This is a genomic window from Nonomuraea sp. NPDC050691 (assembly GCF_040654455.1).
Classification (GTDB): domain Bacteria; phylum Actinomycetota; class Actinomycetes; order Streptosporangiales; family Streptosporangiaceae; genus Nonomuraea.
Genome location: NZ_JBFAIA010000360.1, coordinates 1 through 1,939, shown reverse-complemented (window position 1 = coordinate 1,939; position 1,939 = coordinate 1). Strand labels below are relative to the sequence as shown.

Genomic DNA, 1,939 nt, shown 5'->3' with positions numbered 1-1,939 from the left:
TTGAAGTCCTGGAAGGTACTGGCCAAGCTGCGCTGCTGCCCGCATCGCGCGACCACGCTCGTGCAGGCGATCCTCGTGCTGCAGCTCGTCGAAGACGGCCGTTACCCAGGATGAAAAAGGCTCAGTGTGCGTCCAGGGACGGTGTCAGGCACCCACCAGCGGGAGGGACTCGTTGTAGGAGGCGATCAAGTCTTTGCGCAGCTGCTGTTTCCAAGCCTCCGCCCGTCGTTGCTGGACCGTCGCCGTCGTGATCACGCACGCGCACACGACACAGCCGCGACGACCCGGGGCATCAGCGACGCCGAATTCGCCAATCCGGCGGCGCTCGCATAACTCACCATGGCCAGCACGGCGAATCCGAGCAAGGCCAGGTGGGGACGCACCCCGACGCCGGTGAAGACCGACATCCCGGTCACTGGCTGACACTCGACACGAACGACGGAGGGCCCGGATCTATGCGATCCGGGCCCTCCTTCGTCTCTCCGCCCCAGACGAGCATGCGCAGCGGATCCACGAGCATCACGTTCACGTCGGGGAGGAACAACGAACCCGGCTCGCTGTCGGTGATCCGGTGATCGAACGACAACGCCAGCGCGGTCACCTTCCGAACGGCGAGCCGAATCCTGCCGCCCGCCATCTCGACTGACCGCCGCTGGCCCGACCGCGCCGTCAACGGCACCCGCCATTCCATGCCATCGGCGCTCAGATATGCGTTCGTTTCGGGCCGGACGCCGCCGATACGGTGCCCGGCCCCGGAGCGGATCAAAGAAGTGCCGTCAGGGAGTGGTGAAGAGCGCCATTCCTGTCGGCGCGGTCCTGGCCCCCATGTACACCTGCGGGTTGCCGAACCTGTCCTTGGTGACCTGGAATTTGACGGAGAAGCTGTACGACCGTGAGCATGGCCAGCCGACTCTCGGCGTGCAGGTGCTCGCGTAGATCCGCCCCGTGTAGTAGCGGTAGTAGCTACCGGTGGAGTCGGTGGGGATGCTCGTGCCGTCGATGAAGAAGCCGAGGTTTTTTCCGGTGCTGTTCACCGTGGCCTTGGTGACCGAGGCCGACCAGGATGAAGGTGACTGGTCGCTGCAGGCGTAGAAGTGGAAGTCCACCTGGCCATAGCGAACGTTGCTGATACTGGAGCCTGGATAGACGGAGAACGTTGGGGAGGTACAGGCCGCGGCGCCGGCGGTGCTTGCGGCACTCACTGTGGCGGCGGAGGCTGCGGGAGCGAAGACGCTCCCGAGGAGCGAAAAAGCCACCACTCCGGCCGCGGCACGCGCCACACGGGGGATGGAACGCGAAGGTTCCGCCCGCGAGTTGGCCGTGGCGGTCCGTCCGGGTGTTGTCCTAGTGGTACGCCGAAATCTCATGGGGCTCCTCATGGAAGCGGGTGAGGTTTTGATGTGAGCCAGGCAGGCACTTTCGTCGCTCTGCCAGGTTTCACGCCAATTACATGCCGGACGGCGGCATGTCGGAGCCGGCTCTACGATTCTCCAAAACCCGGCGGGGATCAGAGCGACGGAAAAAACATATGGAGAACCACTTCCACCGTCAACGCCTTTCATGCCTGCCTGAAAGGCCCAGATCAGAGGCCTCTTCCGTGACGTGGCAGCCCTCCAGGTTTGGCAGGGCATCCACTCTCGAGGGCTTGACGCAGCGCAAGTGCAAAAGCTTGGGATGAAACACGTCGCGCAGTCCTTGGCCCGCTATGCAGCCGGCTGATCGGCTGTGGCAGCTCGAATATCTGCCCAAGCCTGACCAATGAGCCTTTTTCATCCTGGGTAACCAGCGCAGGCGAGGCCCACACCAGCCGGCCCATCGGGTCGGCCAGCAGCTGCACGTTCATTCCATGCTGCTTGTGCTTGCCGCTGTAGTACGGCCGCTCATCGGCCAGGCGGTCGATCGGGATGAGAGTGCCGTCCAAGATGGCGTAGGCCAACCG

Annotated in this window: 2 protein-coding genes and 2 pseudogenes; 1 reads left to right on the top strand and 3 read right to left on the bottom strand. The window is 64.0% G+C overall.

What is annotated here, in order from left to right:
* Window positions 1–114: pseudogene (locus AB0H81_RS44735) on the top strand (IS5/IS1182 family transposase); the annotation flags it as partial.
* Between the two features lie 298 nt (window positions 115–412).
* Here the strand turns inward: AB0H81_RS44735 and AB0H81_RS44730 are convergent.
* The 3 genes and pseudogenes from AB0H81_RS44730 to AB0H81_RS44720 all read right to left on the bottom strand — a co-directional run.
* Entirely contained in the window at window positions 413–766 is a 354-nt protein-coding gene (locus AB0H81_RS44730) for a 2-oxo acid dehydrogenase subunit E2 (RefSeq protein WP_358388605.1), read from the bottom strand.
* Between the two features lie 10 nt (window positions 767–776).
* Complete coding sequence (locus tag AB0H81_RS44725; RefSeq protein ID WP_358388603.1) at window positions 777–1,106, bottom strand: hypothetical protein; 330 nt, start codon at window positions 1,104–1,106, stop codon at window positions 777–779.
* A 677-nt stretch (window positions 1,107–1,783) separates the two neighbouring features.
* Window positions 1,784–1,939: pseudogene (locus tag AB0H81_RS44720) on the bottom strand (transposase family protein); the annotation flags it as partial.